18 protein-coding genes are annotated in these 20,096 nt (G+C 63.6%); 8 read left to right on the forward strand and 10 right to left on the reverse strand.

The features are described 5' to 3' along the window. Positions 1-35: 35 nt before the first annotated feature. Positions 36-1,397 (forward strand): lipopolysaccharide biosynthesis protein, encoded by a 1,362-nt coding sequence (locus JF52_RS0103170; RefSeq protein ID WP_033105007.1) that lies wholly within the window; start codon positions 36-38, stop codon positions 1,395-1,397. Positions 1,398-1,426: 29 nt separating this feature from the next. Here the strand turns inward: JF52_RS0103170 and JF52_RS0103175 are convergent, their stop codons facing one another. Genes JF52_RS0103175 through pseB form a run of 3 tightly spaced genes read right to left on the reverse strand, consistent with a single transcriptional unit; the run spans position 1,427 to position 4,271 of the window. Then, positions 1,427-2,125 (reverse strand): cytidylyltransferase domain-containing protein, encoded by a 699-nt coding sequence (locus tag JF52_RS0103175; protein ID WP_052166908.1) that lies wholly within the window; start codon positions 2,123-2,125, stop codon positions 1,427-1,429. Between the two features lie 29 nt (positions 2,126-2,154). After that, entirely contained in the window at positions 2,155-3,279 is a 1,125-nt protein-coding gene (locus JF52_RS0103180) for a DegT/DnrJ/EryC1/StrS family aminotransferase (protein WP_033105009.1), read from the reverse strand. A 2-nt stretch (positions 3,280-3,281) separates the two neighbouring features. Beyond that, positions 3,282-4,271, reverse strand: a complete 990-nt coding sequence (gene pseB, locus JF52_RS0103185; RefSeq protein ID WP_033105010.1) for a UDP-N-acetylglucosamine 4,6-dehydratase (inverting) — start codon at positions 4,269-4,271, stop codon at positions 3,282-3,284. A gap of 110 nt (positions 4,272-4,381) precedes the next feature. On the opposite strand from pseB, the gene JF52_RS0103190 reads away from it, so the two are divergent. Next, positions 4,382-5,878 carry a bifunctional UDP-2,4-diacetamido-2,4,6-trideoxy-beta-L-altropyranose hydrolase/GNAT family N-acetyltransferase gene (locus tag JF52_RS0103190; RefSeq protein ID WP_033105011.1) on the forward strand — a complete coding sequence of 499 codons (1,497 nt, stop codon included), beginning with the start codon at positions 4,382-4,384 and terminating at the stop codon, positions 5,876-5,878. An 18-nt stretch (positions 5,879-5,896) separates the two neighbouring features. On the opposite strand, the gene pseI is transcribed toward JF52_RS0103190, so the two are convergent. The 4 genes from pseI to JF52_RS0103210 all read right to left on the reverse strand — a co-directional run bounded on the left by pseI (position 5,897) and on the right by JF52_RS0103210 (position 11,494). Then, a complete protein-coding gene (gene pseI, locus JF52_RS0103195) occupies positions 5,897-6,958 on the reverse strand; it encodes a pseudaminic acid synthase (RefSeq protein WP_268746241.1) in 1,062 nt (353 codons plus the stop codon). A 211-nt stretch (positions 6,959-7,169) separates the two neighbouring features. Continuing rightward, complete coding sequence (locus tag JF52_RS0103200; protein ID WP_033105012.1) at positions 7,170-8,474, reverse strand: hypothetical protein; 1,305 nt, start codon at positions 8,472-8,474, stop codon at positions 7,170-7,172. 236 nt (positions 8,475-8,710) lie between these two features. Then, positions 8,711-10,144 carry a sugar transferase gene (locus tag JF52_RS0103205; protein WP_033106248.1) on the reverse strand — a complete coding sequence of 478 codons (1,434 nt, stop codon included), beginning with the start codon at positions 10,142-10,144 and terminating at the stop codon, positions 8,711-8,713. A 180-nt stretch (positions 10,145-10,324) separates the two neighbouring features. After that, positions 10,325-11,494, reverse strand: a complete 1,170-nt coding sequence (locus tag JF52_RS0103210; protein ID WP_033105013.1) for a hypothetical protein — start codon at positions 11,492-11,494, stop codon at positions 10,325-10,327. A 99-nt stretch (positions 11,495-11,593) separates the two neighbouring features. Between JF52_RS0103210 and JF52_RS0103215 the strand changes: the two genes are divergently transcribed. Continuing rightward, entirely contained in the window at positions 11,594-12,952 is a 1,359-nt protein-coding gene (locus tag JF52_RS0103215; RefSeq protein WP_052166717.1) for a polysaccharide biosynthesis tyrosine autokinase, read from the forward strand. A 116-nt stretch (positions 12,953-13,068) separates the two neighbouring features. After that, a complete protein-coding gene (locus tag JF52_RS0103220; protein ID WP_033105014.1) occupies positions 13,069-14,514 on the forward strand; it encodes a polysaccharide biosynthesis tyrosine autokinase in 1,446 nt (481 codons plus the stop codon). 62 nt (positions 14,515-14,576) lie between these two features. On the opposite strand, the gene JF52_RS0103225 is transcribed toward JF52_RS0103220, so the two are convergent. The 3 genes from JF52_RS0103225 to JF52_RS16405 all read right to left on the reverse strand — a co-directional run bounded on the left by JF52_RS0103225 (position 14,577) and on the right by JF52_RS16405 (position 16,746). Further along, entirely contained in the window at positions 14,577-15,863 is a 1,287-nt protein-coding gene (locus tag JF52_RS0103225) for a type II toxin-antitoxin system HipA family toxin (protein ID WP_052166718.1), read from the reverse strand. Next, positions 15,860-16,156: a helix-turn-helix domain-containing protein gene (locus JF52_RS0103230; protein WP_033105015.1), complete on the reverse strand. Its 297-nt coding sequence runs from the start codon at positions 16,154-16,156 to the stop codon at positions 15,860-15,862. Before JF52_RS0103230 ends, JF52_RS0103225 begins: the two co-directional genes overlap by 4 nt. A gap of 146 nt (positions 16,157-16,302) precedes the next feature. Beyond that, positions 16,303-16,746, reverse strand: a complete 444-nt coding sequence (locus JF52_RS16405; RefSeq protein ID WP_084595519.1) for a GtrA family protein — start codon at positions 16,744-16,746, stop codon at positions 16,303-16,305. A gap of 119 nt (positions 16,747-16,865) precedes the next feature. Here JF52_RS16405 and JF52_RS0103240 point away from each other — a divergent pair, with 119 nt between their 5' ends. From JF52_RS0103240 to JF52_RS0103255, 4 genes are all read left to right on the forward strand, one after another. Further along, positions 16,866-17,144 carry a type II toxin-antitoxin system TacA family antitoxin gene (locus tag JF52_RS0103240; protein ID WP_033105016.1) on the forward strand — a complete coding sequence of 93 codons (279 nt, stop codon included), beginning with the start codon at positions 16,866-16,868 and terminating at the stop codon, positions 17,142-17,144. Beyond that, on the forward strand, positions 17,137-17,640 hold the full coding sequence (locus tag JF52_RS0103245; RefSeq protein ID WP_033105017.1) for a GNAT family N-acetyltransferase: 504 nt from the start codon (positions 17,137-17,139) through the stop codon (positions 17,638-17,640). Before JF52_RS0103240 ends, JF52_RS0103245 begins: the two co-directional genes overlap by 8 nt. A gap of 124 nt (positions 17,641-17,764) precedes the next feature. Beyond that, positions 17,765-18,547 (forward strand): glycosyltransferase family 2 protein, encoded by a 783-nt coding sequence (locus tag JF52_RS0103250; protein WP_033105018.1) that lies wholly within the window; start codon positions 17,765-17,767, stop codon positions 18,545-18,547. A 1-nt stretch (position 18,548) separates the two neighbouring features. Next, positions 18,549-19,991, forward strand: coding sequence for a hypothetical protein (locus JF52_RS0103255; protein WP_033105019.1), 1,443 nt, complete (start codon positions 18,549-18,551; stop codon positions 19,989-19,991). The last annotated feature ends 105 nt before the right edge of the window (positions 19,992-20,096 follow it).

The following is a 20,096-nucleotide window of genomic DNA, read 5'->3' on the forward strand; positions in this document are numbered from 1 at the left end:
CCCGGAGCGCGGGCGGTCTACTCGGACACGGAGCGGTGTACGCCTTCGCCACCGTGGCGCCGGTCCTCGTCGCGCTCCTCGTGACCCCCCTCGTAACCCGCCAACTCGGTGCCGCGCAATACGGCGTCGTCGGTGTTGGGATCAGCCTGTACCAGGCGGGCGCAATCCTTTTCGGCGTCGGCCTGTCCGCGGCGATCACGAGGCACGCGATAATCTCACAGTCCGGAGTCTCTGGCGCAATCGCCTTGGTGTACGTCGGGGCTGGAGTCGCCGGATCCCTCGCCGTGATCGCACTCGTGTTGCTCCCGCTCTGGGGCCGATTCTTGGTGCCCCTTGAAGCTTCCCTCGCGCTGGCGTGGCCCATCGTTTCGGCTCTCGGACTCGCGGTCCTCACGCTCAGCCAATCAGTCTTTCGTGCTCAAAACCGCGTGGTCACGTTCGTCTCTCTCGGCGTGATCTCTGCCGTGTCCGGACCGGTCCTCGGCTTGGCAATCACGAGCCTGACCTCATCATCCGCGACGAACTATCTTTGCGGGGTCGCGATCGGTCACACGGCGACCGCCGTGGCATCGCTGGTGCTTCTCGGGTTCCCTGGCCGGTCATACTTCCGCTTCGAAGAAGTCACGGCGAGCCTACGGATCGGGCTTCCGACCGTCCCTCATTCGATCGCGTCGACGTTTCTCACTACGGTCGTAGTCGTCCTGGCGTCCCGCCTGGACGGCATCGAGACCGCGGGACGCGTCCAACTCGCGATCTTCCTCGGAACCGCGCCCCTCATGATTCTCGGGGCATTCAATAACTCGTGGGCGCCGATGATCTATCGGGCTTCCAATCAGGAGCGAGCCCGTTTGCTCAGCCAATCGAGCCAAGTCATCTCGGTCATCGTGTTCGCGCTGATCGGCGGGTTCTGCTTGCTGGTCGAACCGGTCGCCCGTTTCATCGCTGGCCCCGAGCTATACTCCGGCGACCTAACTCGTTTTGCGCTTGTCGTGGCTACCGCCACGCCATTCATGGCGTTGTACCTGATGAACATCAACGAAGTCTTCCGAACCGGGAGGACGGGGCCGCTCGCTTTCACGACGCCGTCCGCGGCGGCTTTGGCTATCGGCGCCGCACTCGCTCTGCATGCGACTTTAACGGTCGGTGTACTCGCCTTCGCAATAGTCCTACCTGTGTTCCATCTGATGATGGGGTTGATCAGCATCTGGTTGCGTTCCCGAGCTGGCGGCGCGCCCCCGCGGATCGGTGGCGCGCTTCCGGGGCTTGCCGCTGCCCTCGCCCTGCCCTTGGTGCTGGTCTCGGTGACGGTACCGCTGTGGGCGTCCGTTCTTGGCGTACTCCTCCTTGGCGCGACGTTCGTCTTCGCCTCTCGGCACGCCATCGCGGCTGTCCGGTAACCGCGCCGTCACGCAGCCGCTATCTTGCTCTACTGTCCGAGCTTCTTCTGCTCGATGCCGGAGTTGATAGCGGCGATCTCCGGATGCGCTTCCAATAGCGCTATCAGTTCCTCTGCCCCGAGAGTCGCGGCTGCGTGACTTTCGATGAGCGCCATCAGCACTTCGCGGTCCTCCGGTACATCGAGCGTGATGCGGAATCGCGAAGCGTCCGCGGAGCGTCGGATGCTCCGCATGATTGCCCTCCCCGACCGGTTCCGGTAGAGATAGGGCGTTACGTGCTCGCGTTCCACGGAGCCCTGCGCGTTCGTGTCCGCATCCAACAACGCTTTGGCTGAAAACACCTCAAAATCAAGCCCACGCGGGTAGCTGCGCTCCAGGGTATTCGAGAGGTAGAGGTCATCGTCCGCCTCGGCAATGAAACAGTCGATGCCCTCGCTGATCAGTTCGCCGTCCACAAGCGGGCAATCTGACGTAACCCGAACCACGACGTCAAGTGCATGCTCGCGGGCAGCACCGGCGAAACGACCCAACACATCGTTCTCGCTCCCTCGGAACACGGAAGCCCCATGTGTCAATGCGATATCGGCGATCGGGTCGTCATCCGTTTTGGTCGTCGTCGCGACGATAACGGGATGCCGCGCCACGGCGAGGCGGTCGAGGTGGTGGGCGAGCATTGTCTTGCCGCCGGCTTCGAGCAGGACCTTTCCGGGGATCCGCGTACTGGTCATCCGCGCCTGAGTGACGATACCCACCCGTGTCACAGCAAAGCCCTCATGAGGGTCTCGATAACTTGGTCCGCCTGCGCATCGGTGAGATCGGGGAAAATCGGCAGTGACAACTCCTCGGCATAGAATGCCTCGGCGTTAGGGCACATGCCCCGCTTGTAGCCGGCGTCGGCGTATACCGGGTGCCAGTACACCGGCATGTAATTCACCTGCACACCGATCCCCTCGGCGCGCATCCGATCGAACACCTCGCGCCTGCGCTCGCCGAGAATCCGCACCGGATACAGATGACGGATCGGGTCGACGTCTGGACGCTGAACCGGAACACGAACTCCGTCGAGATCACTGAGCGCCTCGTTGTAGCGTTGAGTGATCTCAGCCCGACGACGTTTGAACTCCCCGAGCCGGCGTAGCTGAGTAAGCCCGAGAGCGCTGGCCACATCCGTGAGGCGGTAGTTCATCCCGAACTCATGCACCTCCTGGTGCCATGGACCCTCGGTGGTGATCCGGAACCGATCGGCGTCGCGGACGAGTCCGATGAAATGGAACTCGTGTGCGCGCTGAGCGACAACTGCGTCCTTTGCGACAAGGGCGCCGCCTTCGCCGGTGGTGAGGTTCTTCGTAGGGAAGAATGAGAAGGTTGTAAGGTCGGCTAGGTCACCAACGGGCCGCCCTTTGTAGGTGCTTCCGATCGAGTGCGCTGCGTCGTCAAGGATCAGCGAACCGACACTGTCGGCGATCGGCCTGAGCGCATCGTAGTCGGCAGGATGCCCGGCGTAATCGACCGCAGCAATAACTCGCGTGCGCTCCGTTACAACGGCGGCTACCGCGGTTGGGTCGATAAGCGCAGTGTCCTCCTCCACATCCGCGAATACGATCTTCGCGCCGAGGACCGATGCCATCGCGGTCGTCGCTACGAAGGTCATCGGTGTCGATACGACCTCGTCACCTGGGCGCACGCCAATGGACGCGTACGCCATGTGCAGCGCCGCAGTACCGGAGGTGGCAGAGATCGCGCGGTGCCCGCCGGCGAGACGACCTATTTCGCCCTCGAATGCAGCGACAGTTGGCCCGGTAGTAAGCCAGTCACCGCGGAGGATCTCTGCAACGGCAGCGATGTCGTCGTCAGAGATCGACTGCCGTCCATACGGCAGCATGCTCAGAGTCCGGTCTCGATGATCGCCGCGATCTCATCCCGCGTGTACCACTGGTCGTTGCCGTCAGAGCGGTATGCGAATCCTTCAGGCACCGGCACCGCGCCTGTCGGCGCCCGGTAGCCCCACGAGGCGAGATCGGGCTGAATGATGAAGTACTTACCGTCTTGGATGATGACCGTTCGCCGACCTTCTTCGGGACTGATCATCTCCTCGTGAAGCTTTTCACCGGGGCGTAGGCCGACATCGACGAGTTCCGCGTCCGGCACGACGGCATAAGCGAGATCGGTCACCTTCATTGACGGGATGCGCGGAATCAGCAGTTCGCCGCCCTGCATGAACTCGAAGGTATCGACCACCATCTGCACCGCTTCAGGGAGCGTGATGAAAAACCTTGTGCATCGCAAATCTGTGATCGGAAGGGGCATGCCCTTCTCCCCCAGCTGTCGAAAGAACGGGATAACCGAGCCGCGGGAACCCATCACGTTGCCGTAGCGAACCACTGCGAACCGCGTCGTATAGGCCGCGGCGTAGTGGTTGCCGGTAATGAACAACTTGTCGGCGGTGAGCTTGGTGGCGCCGTACAAGTTGATCGGACTTGACGCCTTGTCGGTAGACAGAGCGACCACCTTCTTCACGCCCGCGTCAATCGACGCCTCGATCACATTCTGGCTGCCCAAGACGTTTGTCTTAACGAACTCGAATGGGTTGTACTCGGCCGTGTCAACCTGCTTGAGAGCCGCCGCATGCACGACGAAGTCGATGCCGTGGAGGGCACGAGCGAGACGACGCTCGTCACGGATGTCTCCAATGAACCATCGGAGACGCGGGTCATCGCCGAACAGCTGACGGACTTCGTACTGCTTGAGCTCATCACGCGAGAAGATCACAAGCCTGCGCGGATTTAGGTTGTCTAGCGCAAACCGGATAAAAGCTTTGCCAAACGAACCGGTACCACCGGTGATGAGGATGCTGGAGCCCTCGAGAACTGACACGTCGTATTGTCCCCCGCGTAGTCGGGATGGCATGGGGGACGCTCCCCCGAGCCCGTCCTATCCTAACGTGTGGGGTACGACCGATTCCGTCCGCCAAAGAGGAGCCGCACATGACGCACAGAGACGTCCTCATCCACTGCAACGCCGGGACGGGATACGGCATGGGCCATTTGATGCGCGCATTGGCGCTTGCCCAGGAGGCCGCACGCCGCGATTGGCGCGTACGGATCGCTGGTGACATCTCAGACCTCTCCCGCGCGAAAGCCATTGGGACGGCGCCGGATGTCCCATTCCAATTCATGGACCCGAGCCGGATGGCAGAGGAGTTGCCGGAGCTTGCGGAGGATGCAGCCGTCCTACACATCGATTCGTATTGGGATGTGCCGGAGTTGAGCCGTGAGGACCTCCTGCTGAGCAACATGCAGGACGGAATATATGGCGTCCGCCGTGCGCATTTAGCGATCGACGCCAACCTCGGCGCAGAATTCTGGTTCGAACGACCGGACCTCAGCACGCACCGGATTCTCGGCATCGACGCTACGGTGATCCGGGACCAGGTGAGGCGCCAGAGAGAGTTCGCGCCTGTCGCAGGTGATCGCCCGCGAGTGCTCGTTGTGATGGGCGGCACCGATCCTGATGCCCTCGCCGCGCGTGCCGCGGAGGCTCTCACCACAGTCTCCCAACCGCTCGCGATCACCGTCATCGCCGCAGCGGAGCGACATCGGCGTATCATCGACGCTTGCCGCCACACACCGCACCAGCTGACGCTACACACATTCGTCGAGGACCTCCCCGCGGTGGCGCGCGAGCAAGATCTGATCATCAGCGCGGCGGGCACTTCCGTATGGGACTTTGCGTACATCGGTGTGCCGATGGCATTGGTGTGCGCAGTGGACAACCAGCGACGTGGCTATCGGGCCGCGATCGATGCCGGGTTTGCCGTCCCACTCGGCGAGCCACCTCACAACGACCTCGCCGAGCGGGTTCAAGGGCTCGCGTCGCTGTTCACCGATAGGAATTGGACGCAACAGTCACGAGAACATCTCCGTGCGTCCGTCGACGGGCTCGGCGCCTGGCGGATCGTATCGGCATGGGAGGAACTCGCCGGCATCCGGTCACAACGCGGCGGTACTCCGCAGGCTCTCACCGCTCGACGCGCGACCGCCGATGATGCTCGGACTCTCTTCGATTGGCGCAACGACGACACCACCCGTGCGATGTCTCGAGACAGCTCAGTACTGAAGTGGGAAAGTCACCGCGCATGGTTGGAGCGCTGTCTGGCGGACGCAGACCGCCAGCTATTCTTGATCGAGGACGGTCATCGGAACGTCGCTACGGTCCGCTGGGATCGTCGCGCTGGCTCCGATTGGGAGATTTCGATCACCGTGGCACCTGTCAACCGGGGTCGTGGACTGGGTCGCGCCGCCCTAATCGCCGGCGAGAACGCGTTGATTTCCGCGCAACCAATCCGGATGCTGGCTCGTGTCCATGAGAACAATGCTGCCTCCCGGCGCCTATTCCTCTCCGCCGGGTACCTACCGCACTTGCCCGCTGACGCAAATGGTTTCGAAACGCATGCAAAGTGGCGATTGCTTACCGCACGATGACGGCGGGTCGGGGTTTGCTCAGACCACGGACCACGTGAGCGGAGTGCCTCGCGTTACGTCGCGGGTGAACTGGCGGCCCTCGACCATTTCGAAGGCGTCCGACCGCAATCCACCGCCGGGACGAATGGACCGAACGTTCTCCGTGGTTACAGTGTCGCCGCACCGCACATCTACCACGACATAAAGCGAGCGGCGCAGTGCGAGAACGGCTTTTTCCTGCTCTGTCGGGCCGAAGGCAACACCACTTCCGACGGCGAGCCGCGCTTGCTCGGAGGCCACCACGAGTGCGCCGAACTCAGCGGGATTGAGTGAGAAGTCAGAATCGACTCCTCCACTATCGCGGTCGAGGGTGAGATGCTTCTCAATCACAACGGCGCCCAGGGCAGCTGCGGCGGTTGCGACCCCGATACCGAGCGTGTGGTCGGACAGCCCCACGGGCACGTCGAATGCATCCCGAAGCACCTGAATGTTGCCGAGCCGTGCCTCCTCAGGAAGCGCGGGGTAAGCGGCCGTGCAGGCGAGGAGTACAAGCTGCGTGCAGCCGGCGCCGCGCACAGCTGTGACGGCGGCGTCAATCTCGCCAAGCGTCGCCATACCGGTCGAAACGATCATGGGCTTACCGGTGCGGGCGACCTCGCGCAACAACGGCAGATCGACGATCTCGGCAGAAGCTGTCTTATAGAGTTCGACTCCCAGCCCCTCGAGAAAATCGATCGAAGTGGGATCGAACGGCGTCGAGAACGGGATCAGGCCATTCGAACGCGCGCGATCAAAGATCGCCTCATGCCACTCCCATGGCGTGTGCGCTTCCTGGTACAGCGAGTATAGGTTGCGGCCACCCCAAAGACCGTGGTCGCTCTTCACCCGGAACGCTGGAGCATCCGAGTCGATGGTGATGGTGTCAGCTGTGTAGGTCTGGATCTTCAGCGCGGTCGCACCTGTTGTGGCAACCGCGTCGACGATCTGCAGCGCGCGCTCCAGATCGCCATTGTGGTTGCCGGACATCTCAGCGATAGTAAAAGCAGGATGTCCCTTCCCGATGCTTGCGCGCGATAGGTCGATGATCTGATCTGAAGTCACTGCACCTACATTACAGAACGACGTCTGCCTTGACAGGACAGGTCGAAGCAGAAGACGGCATCCACCCAGGAACCGTTGCGCATCGCCCTTGGAAGCTGGTACGACGAGCAAATCGGCGTCAGCTGGCCGTACCTCTCGTCACCGTGTCCCACTCGATCCACCTCCTGAGCGCGGAAGGCTATAGAGACTGATGTGGACTCCGAATTATGCTTCAGAGGCCCAAGTCAGGCGAAAGATCACCTCGTTGATTCAGATAGGAGCTCACCAGCCCTCGATACGCGTTCGTGGGCGGGACTCCTGTAATGCCCCAGCCGTCGTTGCCGAATGCGGAAACACCGTCAAGCGTGAGCCTGTTGAGGCCTCGCCCGAGTATCAACCCGTCAGACCGGTTTTGGCTAGCAGTGACGCCTCTCAAAGCGATATGCACCGCGTCAGATACCTGAAATCCCACATGGTGATTAGAGACAGAGACATCAACCAGGCTTACGGCGTTCGAGTTTGTTAGCGACACGGCTACGCCTTCCGACGCCGTGTCACCGACGACCTGCGCGGACGAAACCTTGCACGTCGATACCCTGTCGAGCGAGTAGGCCGCGCCAGCCATCTGATGGTGACTGTTGCCGACCATATTGATCGCAGAATGCTCGGCGGAGGCGGCACCATGAATCGCAATTTGATTCCCTCCCCACGAGTAGTCAAAGAAGTTGTTGTTGATCTGTGAGGCGCTGTGCTGATGCTCATTGCTGATCATCACGTCTGCGTCATCGGGTTTGACACCCATTGCGTGAAATCGATTCGCATGGGCGATCAGGTTACGTGACTCAAACTTCTGGTGAAACGTCTTGTCGGCTCCCCCGACGTGTATTCCCGTGCGGCCCGAGCTGAAGAGCGAGTTCTCGATTCGCAAGTTTTTACCCCGCATCACAACTCCCCTGAGCAGCTTGAAGAACGCGCAACGCAGCACATGCCCGTCGATATCCGCGGCATCCGAGCCGAGGAATTCCACCCCCGTCGCTTGTTCCGCGCCTCGCTCGGGCGAGGAGGAGAAGGCGACCTGATCGAGAATCAGCCCGCTCTCCCTGACTTGAAGCATGGTGATTGGTGCCGCCGTGTGCAGGGATGCGCTGTAATGATCGGCGCCAGTGCCGATCACTCGCAATTGCCCTGTGTTAATAACCAAAGTTTTGTCAATGCGGAAGTGGCGGGAGCTCCCTGGTAAACCAAAAACGATTGTGGACCCACGGGACGCCGAATCCAGAATTCGCTGTATCGCACCGCTGTCGTCGACTTGACCAGTCCCGTCAACGCCTTCCACTCCCGCTTCGATACGAAGCGTCCGCGGCGTCGTATACGCGAGCCGCGCATCGATGGCAGCGCGATCCGCGTCGAGTAGCGTCTCGAGAGCCTCACGGGTGCTACTGCGGGGTTCTCCGATAAGTTCGGCAACCGCGTTATCGTCCGGCTTCAGCGTCGCGGAAATCTTCGTCCCCGCGGCACCCGCCGCGACTCCGACCACCCCCGCGGCTGTTGCCGCTAGCGCAGTTCGCCTCGTGACGGGTGCTTGGAACGTTGCGTTATTCTCACCCACGATGAACCAACCCTAGTACTGAACCTGCTGGTTCAACCGACCCTTGGACCCACGAAAACGTGTGTCTCTCAGGTGGCACAAACAAAGCGACACGGATGCCCGGCGGTGACCGGTGACTCTTGACGGCCATTAGACGCGCGTATCACAGTAACGCCCGCGAACTCTCAGTGGGCACCATCCGCGACCGCGACCGCTCGCACCGTCCGCCACAGGATTACGAGGTCCCCCACCAGCGACCAGTTCTCTACGTAATACAGATCGAGTCGGATCGCATCGTCCCAATCGAGCGCACTGCGTCCGCTGACCTGCCACAGACCCGTGATGCCCGGTTTAACCAACAATCTACGATGGTGGTGGACATCATATAATGCCACTTCGGCCTCCCGTTGCGGGCGCGGTCCAACCAGACTCATAGTCCCTATGAGTACGTTGAACAGTTGAGGAAGCTCGTCGAGCGAATAGCGCCGCAGGAATCGTCCGATCGATGTGACGCGGGGATCATTGTCGACCTTATGAAGAGGCTTATCCAGGGTGCCCTGCGCATCAAGCAAAGATGCGAGCTGATCGTCGGCATTCTGAATCATCGAGCGAAACTTGAACATCGCGAACGGCTTTCCCTTGACGCCCACTCGCTCTTGTGCATAAAAAACCGGCCCCCTACTGCTCAATTTAACGCACAGCGCAACGATCACCATCACAGGAGACAGCACAAGGATAAGGAAAAGCGAGCCGAGCAGATCGAGAGTCCGCTTAACGAGTCGCTTTGTCCCTGTCAATTTCGGGTAGTCGACGTAGATCAATGGAAAGCCAACGGCTTGACGCATATGAATACGCGGCCCCGCGACGTCGGTCAGCGCGGCCGCCACAACGAGGTCAACCCCAAGATCATCCAATGCCCAGCCGAGCCGCTGCAACCGTTCAGGTGGGAAGTCGTCTGCACCAGTGATGATTACTGTGTCGATTTCGAAATCGACGACCGAGGTCAGCAAATCATCGTACGAGCACGTTGCGATTTCGGCTAGGGCGCTCGCCACCCGTCCCCTGTCGTTCGTGGCAACGAGTGCAACATCGAATCCAGCATTCGCGTCCGCTTGCATCTGACGATGAACGTGGTGGATCTTTGCTGCCTCGCCGACGAGCATCGTTCGATACACGTTTCGACCTTGGCGGCGTTGCCAATGCAACCGGCGACGCCACAAAAACCGACAGAGGACCAGCGCGACGAGACCAGTCGGCAACGCGATCAACAAATATCCGCGTCCGATATCTACCCTCAAAGCAAATGCGAGAACCGCAAATATCCCGAACGTCATCAGCGTTGCTGAGACGACGCGGCGATACTCCGACGAGCCAGCACCATAATTCTGTGGTTTCCGTGATTCGCCGACCGCAAGCATCGCCAACCACCCGATGATAAGGATGACAGACAGCACTCCATACGAAATATCTATCGATGTCGACGAGACGGGCCTCGCCAGGTCAGCGGGCGTCGCTCCGAATCGTACGAACTGAGCAGCAAAGACCGCCGCAACCACGACCGCTATGTCAGTGAACAACAGCTTTCGCCCGTAGCGGGTCTCCCAAGCAGGCGTTCTCATCGCGACGCACACACCTTCTTGTTTCCGACCGCCATGACTGCATCCGCTCCCGTTTTCGCGGGATGTTCCACCCGACTTGCCCCCGACCGCATCCCCGAAACTTTATGCGTGCGCATCAAGCGTCTCTATGTTTGCACACACAATTCTTGGAGTCGACACGCACGAGGTAGCTCACCAGCGTCATTCTCCCGATGCATTGGGATCTGTCGTGTCGATGCCAGGATCCGTCGTGTCTGTTCCGGGTTCAGTTCCGGGATTTGGCCCGGGATCCGTCGTGCCAGGATCCGTCTCGTCCGGATTCGGCTCAGGCGTCGGTGTCACAGGCCCCTGATTGTTCTGTGACTGTTCCCGTTCCGCCTCTTCGATCTCGCGCACTCGCAGGTCTTCGTCGCGAAGCGCGAGCACAGCATCTCGGAAGGCCGCGAGTGCCGCAGCGCCGGCTGCACCGTTCAGCGGAGTCGCCGTCACGGCTGTCGCCGCAGCGGTGACAGCATCCCGGAAGCTCTGATCCGCGACCGGGTAGGCGTCGTTCTGAGCCGTTGCATACGCCGTGAGGCTCGTGGCGAAGGTCGCGAGCTGGCCGGTGTATGAGGTGTTCAATGCGTCGACCGCGGTACGAGTCGTGCGCAGTTCGTCAGAGGCTTCGTCCAACGCGGTCGATGCTTCCTGAACCCGATTGATCGCATCGGCGACGCTCTCGAGCTTGTCTTCATCGACCGAGCCGCGCTCGAATGGCGCGAGCGCCGTCGGAACGACCGTCTGCTCGAGACCTGCGCGATAGGCGTCGACCGCTTGAATCGCCGCAGCGAGAGCCGCGGGATCAGCCGTCTCAGCGTGATCGGCCGACGCAGCGAGCTCGCCCAGCGCCGTGCGGATGGGAGCAGAATCGGCGAGCGCCGTCGTGATGGTTTCTTCAAGTCGTGTCGTCGATGCAGTGAGCGAGTTCTCTGCCCCGGCCAGCGACGCCTCATCGGCGGCGAGAACCTCGACGGCGTCGGCTGCCGGATCAGCGCTCGCCACCTGTACGCCGGCGAACACCGCCGTCGCAGCGACCACGACGACGGCGACTGCACCGATAGTCGTGTTGACCCAGTCGATGCGTCGATGCCCGCGCGGCTTCTTGCGCTTCGCCGTCTTCTCGGAACCCACGAAGACGACCGACGGTGAACTGTTCACGACCGCCGAATCGACCAGGTTGACGAGTTTGGCGGCATCCGCCCCCTCGGCGTGCGGACGAGATTCGTCGCGTGGGCGTCCCACGAGAGCTTCCAGCAGCGGGTCCGAGCGCGGCGAATCGGTCACGGCGCGCGCGGGCAGATCGAGATCAGACATCTCGTTGCTCGGAGACATGAACTACCGTTCTGCAGGCTCACCGGTGACGGCGGCGGATTGGACTACTCTCTGTAAGGATACCCGGCGGCCGCCGACACATTCGAAGACTGGAGAGCGATGACCGTACAGGACTATGTGCGCCTTCTGCGACGCAACCTCGTCCTGATCGTCTCGCTGGCCCTGATCGGCCTCAGCATCGGCCTGCTGGTCGCGCTCACGACGCCCACTCGCTACACCACGTCGACGCAGTTACTCGTCTCTGCCCAGGCCGGAGATGCGGCGACACCCTCCGAACTCAACCTTGCTCGCGGCTATGCACAGCAGGCCGTCAGCAGCTACATCGACATCATCCCGAGTTCGCTCGTGCTGCAACCGGTCATCGACGATCTCGGCCTTGACTACACCGTCGCGCAGCTGTCTTCCAAGGTGAGCGCGACAGCAGCGTCGACGACAAGCACCGCGATCACCCTCACGGTCTCGGATCGCAATCCCGCGCAAGCGGCGCGACTCGCGAACGCGATCGGCGACAGCTTCACCGCTGTCGTCGCCGAGCAGCTGGAGCGGCCCGTCGACGCCAGGCCCAGCCTCGTGCGCATCGACACGCTCGAAGCGGCCTCGGTGCCTGTCTCTCCTTCCGCGCCGAACATTCCGCTCACGGTGGCGCTCGGTGCTCTGCTCGGGCTCGTCGGTGGCATCGGTGTCGCTGTGCTGCGCTCGGTGCTCGACAACCGCATCCGCACGATCGAAGACGTTGAACGTGCAGTCTCGGCACCGACGCTGGGCGGCATCGCACTCGACCCTCATGCGAAGAAGCGCCCACTGGTGGTGGCTGCTGACGCCCGCGACCCCCGCGCAGAGGCATTCCGCTCGCTGCGCACGAACGTCAAGTTCCTCGATCTCGGCGAAGGGTCGATGGCCCTTGTCGTCACCAGCGCCGGACCCGGCGAGGGAAAGTCGACCACGACGGCCAACCTCGCGATCACGTTCGCCGAGTCGGGCGCGCGCGTGGCACTCATCGACGCCGATCTGCGGCTGCCGCGCATCGCCGACTACTTCTCGATCGAGGGTGGCGTCGGGCTGACCGAGGTGCTCATCGGTCGCGCCGTCGCCAGCGAGACCCTGCAGCATTGGGGGCGCGGAGCGCTGTTCATCCTTCCCGCCGGCACCGTGCCGCCCAACCCTGCAGAGTTGCTCGGATCGACCGCGATGACCGCACTGCTCAACGACCTGAAGGCGGCCTTCGACATCATCCTCATCGACTCGCCACCGGTGGGGCTGGTAACGGATGCTGCAGTGCTCGCTCGCCAGACACAGGGAGCGATTCTCGTCACGGCATCCGGCAAGACCCGGGCCAATCGTCTCTCCGACGCTGAAGCGACCATCGAGAAGTCGGGCGCGAAGGTGCTCGGAACGGTCGTGACGATGCTGCCGACCAAGGGCGCAGACCGCACCGCCTACGGCGTGTACGGCGGCTGACGCGCCTGTGACATGACGCGCTGGCACGCCGGCAACCGTTTCACCGCTGAAGCCTATGGAACAATGACTGAAGCTTTGGCAACACACTGACAATCAACTCAAAGGGACCAGACCGCGTGGAACTTCGCGACTACATACGCATCCTGCACAAGAACTGGATCATCATTCTCGTGCTGCTGCTCGTCGGCCTCGCCGGTGGTGCCGCGTATGCCTTCACACAGGCCCCGAAGTACGTGGCCTCCACGCAGCTCTACGTGTCTGTCCGCACCGAGGGCGCGGCAACCGGCGACCTCGTGCAGGGAACGACCTTCGCGCGTCAGATGGTGACTAGTTACGTCGACGTAATCGGCACGGCCCTCGTACTCGACCCTGTCATCGAAGAACTCAACCTCGACACGTCGGCGTCCGCGCTCGCGTCGCGCATCACCGCGACCACCGCGCTCAACACGGTGCTGATCGACATCACCGTCACCGACACCGACCCGGCAGTCGCCGTGAAGATCGCGGATGCGACAGCGACGAGCTTCGCGAACGTCGTGCAGACCGACCTCGAGCGCCCTGACACCGAGGGTGGCGCCAGCCCGGTGCAGATCACGATCACCGACCCGGCTGCTGAGCCGACCGCGCCGACGAGCCCGAACATTCCATTGTTCATCGTGCTGGGCGGACTGCTCGGTCTGGCTGCCGGCGTCGCGGCCGCCGTGCTGCGCAGCGTGCTCGACACACGCATCCACGCACTGCACGACCTCGAGCTCATCACCGACAAGCCCATGCTCGGCGGCATCGCCTACGACCCCGACGCGCAGAAGCGCCCGCTGATCGTGCACGCCGACCCACGCAGCCCCCGCGCCGAGTCGTTCCGCTCGCTGCGCACGAACCTGCAGTTCCTCGACATCGACTCCGGCTCGCGCACCTTCGTCATCTCCAGCGCCGGGCCGGGTGAGGGCAAGTCGACCACGACGGCGAACCTCGCGATCGCCCTGGCCGAGACCGGTGCACGCGTCGCGCTGATCGACGGCGACCTGCGCCTCCCCCGCGTCGCGGACTACATGGGCATCGAGGGCGGCGTCGGCCTGACCAGCGTGCTCATCGGCCAGGTCGGCGTCTCGGATGCGCTGCAGAAGTGGGGCACGAACGAGCTCTACGTGCTTCCCAGCGGCCCGGTGCCGCCCAACCCCAGCGAGATGCTGGGCTCTGCGGCTATGGACCGCCTGCTCACGCCGCTGGAGGAGTACTTCGACTACATTCTCATCGACGCTCCCCCGCTGCTGCTCGTCACCGACGCCGCAGTCATCGGCAAGAAGACGCGTGGAGTCATTCTGGCTGCTGCATCGGGCAAGACCCGCAAGCCTGAACTTTCCGGCGCGATCCGCACGCTCGAGACCGCCGGCGTCAACCTGCTCGGCATCGTCGTGACGATGCTGCCGACCAAGGGTCCGGACAGCTACGGATACGGCTCGTACACCTACGGGTCGAAGAGCGAACACGATCAGGATCCGGTGCAGCTCACGCAGGCCGAGTCGAAGCCGCGGGTGCGCGCGCGGGTGAAGACGAAGGCGTAGTTCGGCGTTTCGGAGTCGCCGGTACCCCGGCATCCGCTCGAGGTGGCGCAGTTCGGGGAGAGTTAGAGTTCCAGCACGCGTTCGCGGTTCTGGCCCTCGAACGCATGAGCCATCGCGCCAAGGCCTTCAGAGGTGAGACCGTAGCCCGCCCCCACTTCACGCCAGCGTGACGTGGCGCGCTCGACCTCGCGAAGGAGTTCGATGCCCTGTGCGCGCGTGAGCCGGAATGCGTCGGCCGCATTGACAAGGTTGCGGATGTCGCGGCGTGCAGGATCATCCACGTCCGAGATCGGTGTGGATTCCACTGCTCCGTGCCGGTAGAACGGATTGATATCGAAGCCCGGGGAGAGCTGCCAGCCTGACTTGGACCGGAGCATCCCATGGTTTCGCATGTGGTCGTCGACGTTGTTGATCAACAGCGACACGGCGGCGCGGCGAAACAGTTCAGCGGTGTCCCCGGCGATGCTGCTCTCTCGGCCCACAGCCTCGGCGAGATCGACATAGGTGCGTAGCTCGCCGGGGCTCTTGTCCAGCAGACTGTCCGCACTGAGGTAGCCGATGCGCTGTCCGGCACCGGATGTCTCCTGTGTTCGATCGAACCTGTCCAGCACCAGCACCGAACGATCTCCGACGCGGATCAACTCGAAGGTGGGCACCGTGATGCCGGCGTCCCTTGACAGGTGCAGCGCCGTGGCTTCCCAGGCCATCGCGTCCCCGAAGTCCTCATCTCGCGGAAGCTTTGCCAACGCGATTGATCCATCCTCCCTGAGCACGTTCGTCTTCGGCCTCGCGCCTCCCGCCGAGGTGCCGGCAGCCAACAGTTCTGCGGTGTCGTCCGAAATCTCCTCTCCGTGTTCGAACGCCTGTGCGGCGGCGATGAGCGTGTCCAGCTGCATCAGCGTGGGCGTACGACTGGGAGGTGCCGCGGCAACATGTCCAGCATCAGCGTCTTCGATCAGGCGGTAGCGCAGAGCGCCTTGCCGGGTGGCATCGGGCACGGCGGCGAGGATCTCGACCTCACTCGCACGGGAGGGGACCGCACCGGCCCGCTGTGCACGCCGCCGTCGGGAGGCATCGATCAACCGGCGCCCCCACAGATCCGGCTGGCTGTCGGCGAGGCCTGCGAGCATCGCTCTGCTGCCCGAAGGAGAGAAGGTCCCCGGAGTGAGCGGAAGCGACGGCGCGAGCGGATAGGCGCTGGGCGAGACGAGGTAGTCGGGTGCGTATGAGAACGAAACGGTGCCCGCCCGGCCCCCGCCACGACCGCGGCCGCGCCCGCCGATGTCTTCGATCGTGCCGGCCGGCACGACGCTTCCGCTCGGCAGCTGCACATCGACCCAGAGCTTCATAGCCTCACCCGCTCGGGTAGTCCGTCCTCGAGCAGAGCACGGCCGCGTACGGATGTGGAGGGGTCGGTGGCATCAAGCACCCCACGCTCCAGGCCCAATACTTCGAGCACGGCGAAGAGGTTCTCGAAGCGGACACTGCCTTCACCGTTCTCGATATTGCGCAGTGTGCCGCGAGTGATGCCGGCGCGCTGCGCAACGATCTCGGTGGTCAGACGTTGTGCTTTGCGCCACACGCGGAGGTTCTCTCCGAGTTCCCGCATGCGCCGCGCGCGCTCCGGTCCTGATTGAGCCATGAGAACACGCCCCTCGACACTTAGTGGTTACTGCAGTGACCACAATAGCTGTTAGTGAGCAGTATAGCTGTCGTTACCGTATCTCGCCGGTGCGCTGGCACTCTAGGGCCGAGTTCGTCTTTCCTCAGGTCCAGCCGTCCGCCCGCTCAGCTGGCGGGAGCGCCCCGGAAGACCACCTTGTGGTACAGCACGAAGCGGATCAGCACCACAATCACGATGCTGATGAGGTTCACGATGTTGAGCGCCAGCGCGCCCGTCGCGTGCCCGACGATCGCCGTCAATGCTTCGACGCCGAGCCAGACGAGCGCGGCTCCCAGCAGCGTGCAGGCGAGGTTCACGCCGAGAAAGAGCACGAGTTCGGAGACGCGTCCGCGGCGGTCGCGGTGCCGGAACGTCCACTCCCGGTTGCCGATGTAGGCGTTGACCAGCGCGACGAGAGACGCCACGATCTTCGACAGCACCGGGTCCCAGCCCCAGACGAACACGAGCAGGTTGAACACCGCGATCTCGATGACCGTGCTGAGTGCACCGACGACGAGGAAACGGCTTCCCACGCCCACAAGGCGGCGTAGGCGGGCAGGGATCTTCACTCGACCAGGCTACTTCGTGCGCGTACTCTCGCCGCACACGCCACGTTCGTCGCCGACGACCGGTTCGCAATTGCCGACAGCCAGCGTGACTGTCCGGCGATTTGCCGTACACTGGAGCTATGGCTAGTACACCGTTGAAGGACGCACGCGTGGAGTTCCGTGTCACTGCTGATCAGAAGCAGACGATTGAGGCCGCTGCGGCAATCCAAGGACGCACTGTCACCGACTTTTCGGCCGACGTGCTGGTTGAGCGCGCTCAAGAAGTGATACAGGCCGAGCGGCAACTCCGCATCGAGGCGTCGCGCTTTGACACGTTCTCCAGGCTCATGGACGAGCCCCCTCGAGCGATCGGCGAGTTGCGGGAACTGATGACTCGGAAGCCTGTCTTCGTTGACTGATTTCCTGATCCCACGGCCGCTTGCCGCGGGAGACAAACTCTCCGACTTCCGCTCCGGAGAGGAGAGCCTGGACGTCTGGCTACGTGGACGCGCCCGCGGAAACGAGAAGTCAGGAGCATCTCGAACGATGGTCTCCGTCACGAGAGAAGGGCGCGTAGCCGGCTACTACTGTCTCTCTTCGAGTTCCTTGGAGCGCGAAGACGGCCCGCCACAACTTGCAAAAGGGATGCCCACGTCGATTCCGATCGTCCTGCTCGGCCGACTCGCTGTCGACGAAGAGTTCAAAGGTCGAGGTCTGGGCTACTCGCTGCTTCAGCATGCGACAGGCCGGGCGTTGGAGGCTGCCGAAACCATCGGTATCCACGCCGTCCTTGTTCACGCGATCAACGACACGGTCGTGGGATTCTACGAACGGTTCGGATTCACGCCGTTCCCAGAGGAGCGACGGACGCTCTATCTGCTCACGCAGGACGCCCGCGCGACGCTGACGACATGAGTGCACCGACGACGAGGAAGCGGCTTCCCACGCCGGCGAGGCGGCGCAGTCGGGCAGGGATCTTCACTCGACTAGGCTACTTCGTGCGCGTACTCTCGCCGCACACGCCCGCCGAGGAACCTCTTTGACCTTCTCTCATCTCGCCATCGTCATGCCGGCCTACAACGAAGCCGAAGGCATCCGAGGCTTCATCGACGAGATCCGCGACCACGTCTCCCCGCTTGCCGCACGCGTCACGTTCGTCATCGCCGACGACCGCTCGACCGATGACACAGCCCCCGTCTTCGACGACGTGGCAGACGTCGACGTGCAGACACAGCCGGCCAACCGCGGCCACGGCCCGACGGCGCTGGCCGCATATTGCGCGGGCCTCGCATCCGAACCCGACCTGCTCGTGCATGTCGATGGGGACGGACAGTTCCTCGGCGCCGACTTCGTGCGCCTCATCACCGCGGCCGAGTCCACCGGAGCCGATGTCGTGCACGGCGTGCGCGACGGACGCACCGACCCCTGGTACCGCAAGGTGCTCACCGGGGCTGTCGGGCTGCTGATCGCCGCAGCATCCGGTCGTCGCATTCCCGACGTCAACACTCCCCTGCGCGCCTACCGTCCGTCTGCTCTGCAGACTCTGGTGGATGCCGTGCCCACCGACGCGAGCGTGCCGCACGTGCACTTCTCGCTCGCCGAGGCACGTGGCGGCTTCATCGTTCGCTACGTGCGCGTGGCCAGCATCCCGCGCCGCGGCGAATCGACGAGTGGCACCATGTGGGGCCGCGCCGCCGACCTGCGTCTGCCGCCCAAGCGTCTGCGCCAGTTCGCGATCGCCGCGCTGCAGGAGGTGTGGACGCTGTCGCTGCGTCCGTCGGCACCGCTGCGCAGCATCCGCCGCCCTGGATCTGCCGATTGACATGATCAGAGCTCGCTCCATCGTCTTCTGGGTGCTGGCCGCGGCGCTGCTCATCGGGCACGTGCTCGTCGCGTGGCAGAGCCTGACGGTCTGGCGGTTCTGGGAAGACGAGGCGTTCAACCTCACCGTGCCGCGCAACCTGCTCGCCGGTCTCGGCTACGCGAGCGACGGTGCGCTCTCGGGGTCGACGATCACCCTGTTCGATGTGCGTATCTCGACCGGTCCCGCAGTGCTGCTGCCGGTCGCCGCTGTGCTCGCGACCGGCATCGACCCGGTCATCGGCGCGCGGCTGGTGCCGCTCGCGTACTGGATGCTGTTGCTTGCCGGCCTGTGGGTGATCGGACGTCGCATCGGTGGACGCTGGGCCGCCCTCGTCGCCGTCGCCGTGCCGCTCGCGTTCACGACATCGGCCACGGTCTCGCCGATTCAGGGGCCGGCTGATCTGCTCGGCGAGATCCCCGCCGCGGCACTGCTCGTGTGGGCGCTTGTCGTGCTGCCGCGGCGCGCATGGCTCGCGGGGCTGCTGGTCGGGCTCGCCGTGCAGGCGAAGCTCATCGCGCTGCTCGCGCTGCCCGCGTTCGCCGTGGCACTGTTCCTGCTCGCCCCGGGGACGGGGCGGGCGCGCGTTGTCTCGTTCTTGCGACGGTCGTGGGTGCCGCTGGTGTTCCTGGCGCTGCCGACGTTCCTGTTCGAACTCGCCGCGCTGATCACGTTCGGCTTCAGCGGATTCATCGACCACCTGCGTGCACTGCTCGGGTTCGTGCGCAGCGGCGGCCAACCCGGTGAGCCGACGACCGTGGTGCAGAAGATCACGACGCTCGCCGAATCGTGGTCGGTGCCGGTGTGGGTCGCGCTCCTCGTCGCGGTGGTGTCGATCGTGCTGATCGTCGGCGGGCTGTGGGTTTCGCGGGGGTCAGTTTCTTCTGATGTTCTCGTTTATCTTGGCGCCGCAGCGGTCGGCGCTCTCGCGTTCGTCGGCTGGTGGGCGACCGCGTCGCACCTGCCGCTGTGGGTGCGTCATCCGGCCCCCGGCGTGTTCGCGTTCTTCCCGATCCTCGCCGCCGGTGCGGTGTGGGGTGCCCAGCGGATGCTGCGCCGGCCAGCGCTGCGTGTCGTGTCGGTTGTCGCGATGGGGGTCGTTGTTCTGGGGCTCGGCGCAGGGGCTGCCGTGCACTCGGTCGCTGCGACTCAGTCGCCGTGGCTCACGCTCGAGACGCAGCGCGCGGCCGTCGCACCGCTTCAGAAATGGGTCGAGGAGAACGACGTCGAGTGGCTCGCGGCCGAGCCGTGGGGTGCTGCGGTCGCTCCGGTCGTGATGACCGGCGCGCACGTCGGGCTGTTCGACGCCGTCGCCATGGCGGACGTGCCGCGCTTGACTGGGGCGGAATGCGCCACCGACGAGCTCGCGGACGGTGGGTTGTTCCGGATTTGCGCTGCGCCGTAAGGGGTCTCTGCGCTGCGCCGTAAGTGGCGTGGCACGCCGTAGGTGGGCGTGGCATCGCAGCATCCGCTCGCTGAGCGTCTGACGGCTCGCTGAGCTCGTCGTCGA

Origin of the sequence: Microbacterium profundi, from assembly GCF_000763375.1 — a bacterium.
In the GTDB taxonomy this organism is placed as follows: Bacteria; Actinomycetota; Actinomycetes; order Actinomycetales; family Microbacteriaceae; genus Microbacterium; species Microbacterium profundi.

Bases quoted from the DNA above. Each gene is read 5' to 3' on its own strand.
- JF52_RS0103240 (WP_033105016.1), top strand. From the start codon at position 16,866: ATGGCTAGTACACCGTTGAAGGACGCACGCGTGGAGTTCCGTGTCACT.
- JF52_RS0103255 (WP_033105019.1), top strand. From the start codon at position 18,549: ATGATCAGAGCTCGCTCCATCGTCTTCTGGGTGCTGGCCGCGGCGCTG.
- JF52_RS0103210 (WP_033105013.1), bottom strand. From the start codon at position 11,494: ATGTCTCCGAGCAACGAGATGTCTGATCTCGATCTGCCCGCGCGCGCC.
- JF52_RS0103215 (WP_052166717.1), top strand. From the start codon at position 11,594: ATGACCGTACAGGACTATGTGCGCCTTCTGCGACGCAACCTCGTCCTG.
- JF52_RS0103230 (WP_033105015.1), bottom strand. From the start codon at position 16,156: ATGGCTCAATCAGGACCGGAGCGCGCGCGGCGCATGCGGGAACTCGGA.
- JF52_RS0103175 (WP_052166908.1), bottom strand. From the start codon at position 2,125: ATGACCAGTACGCGGATCCCCGGAAAGGTCCTGCTCGAAGCCGGCGGC.
- JF52_RS0103205 (WP_033106248.1), bottom strand. From the start codon at position 10,144: ATGAGAACGCCTGCTTGGGAGACCCGCTACGGGCGAAAGCTGTTGTTC.
- JF52_RS0103190 (WP_033105011.1), top strand. From the start codon at position 4,382: ATGACGCACAGAGACGTCCTCATCCACTGCAACGCCGGGACGGGATAC.
- JF52_RS0103225 (WP_052166718.1), bottom strand. From the start codon at position 15,863: ATGAAGCTCTGGGTCGATGTGCAGCTGCCGAGCGGAAGCGTCGTGCCG.
- JF52_RS0103180 (WP_033105009.1), bottom strand. From the start codon at position 3,279: ATGCTGCCGTATGGACGGCAGTCGATCTCTGACGACGACATCGCTGCC.